Consider the following 1,009-nt stretch of genomic DNA (forward strand, 5'->3'; position numbering starts at 1 on the left):
TCAGCAGTGTTCAGCGTAAATGTATCAGATTCATGATGGCCCAATAAGGGATCCCCACAGCAGTGCTATCGCTTCTGACCATTCCACCGTAGCTCCGTAGGTATCGCCCGTGTGTCCTCCCAACTGGCGGTAGATCCAGTAGCCCACGGCCCAAGCCCCCAGGGCGGATCCCAGCGTCCAGAGCAGCAAAGGGGGCCAAGCCAAGATCCCAGCCCAGCCCAACCCCCCGGTGATGGCCAGCACAAGCAGAGTGCCCGGCCACAGGGATCCCGGCAGGGAAGTGGAGTCTTTGAGGAAGCGGGCGGATCCCTGCTCTCGCAGATAGGGGTACAGGGCAATGGCGAGCAACTGGCCCCAACGCCCCCAGGCGGGCACCAGCAGCAAGAGGGGCCAAGCTCGAACGCTGCTCAGGGCAGCAAATTTCAGCAGCAGCAGCAGCACCAAGGCCAGTACCCCATAGGCCCCGGTGTGGCTATCGCTCATCACCTGCAGACGGCGACGGGATCCCTCCGGGTCTGCCTGGGCTGCCGGTTGCGGATCCCCTGTGTGGGGAGGCTTGTGGACATTGATCGCCAAGCCATCGGCAGTATCGGCCACCCCGTCCAGGTGCAGCCCACCGGTCAAGAGAACCCACAGGGCCAAGAGCAAAGCGGCCCGCACCGGATTGGGGAAAATCTGCAGCAGGATCCCAGCCAGGGAGAGGATCCCGCCCAGCAACACACCTACCCCTGGCAGCCAGGCGGCAATGCCCTCAAACGACAACTCCCCCACCCACCCCAGAGGCAGGGCCGTGTAGAAAGTCAAGGCTGCCCAGAAGCGCCGCAATCGCTCAGTCCTTGAGTCTGTGTAAAGGGATCCGCCAATCCAGCCCTCTGGGAGAGAAAATAGGAATCCTTGCGAACGGTGCGCCCCACCACAATGGTGAGCTTGACAATGGTGAGCTTGGCCACCAAAGCTCCGATGGCGCCCACCGCGGCCAACACCAGAAACAGGGCTGCTTTTTCAGAAA

Annotated in this window: 1 protein-coding gene and 1 pseudogene; both read right to left on the reverse strand. The window is 62.2% G+C overall.

The window, feature by feature from the left end:
- Positions 1–30: 30 nt before the first annotated feature.
- Positions 31–825, reverse strand: a complete 795-nt coding sequence (locus NW815_RS12995; RefSeq protein ID WP_414390937.1) for an adenosylcobinamide-GDP ribazoletransferase — start codon at positions 823–825, stop codon at positions 31–33.
- A pseudogene (locus NW815_RS13000) lies at positions 801–1,009 on the reverse strand (hypothetical protein); the annotation flags it as partial. The gene NW815_RS12995 and the pseudogene NW815_RS13000, both read right to left, overlap by 25 nt.

The organism is Synechococcus sp. R6-7 (assembly GCF_047461695.1).
Classification (GTDB): domain Bacteria; phylum Cyanobacteriota; class Cyanobacteriia; order Thermostichales; family Thermostichaceae; genus Thermostichus.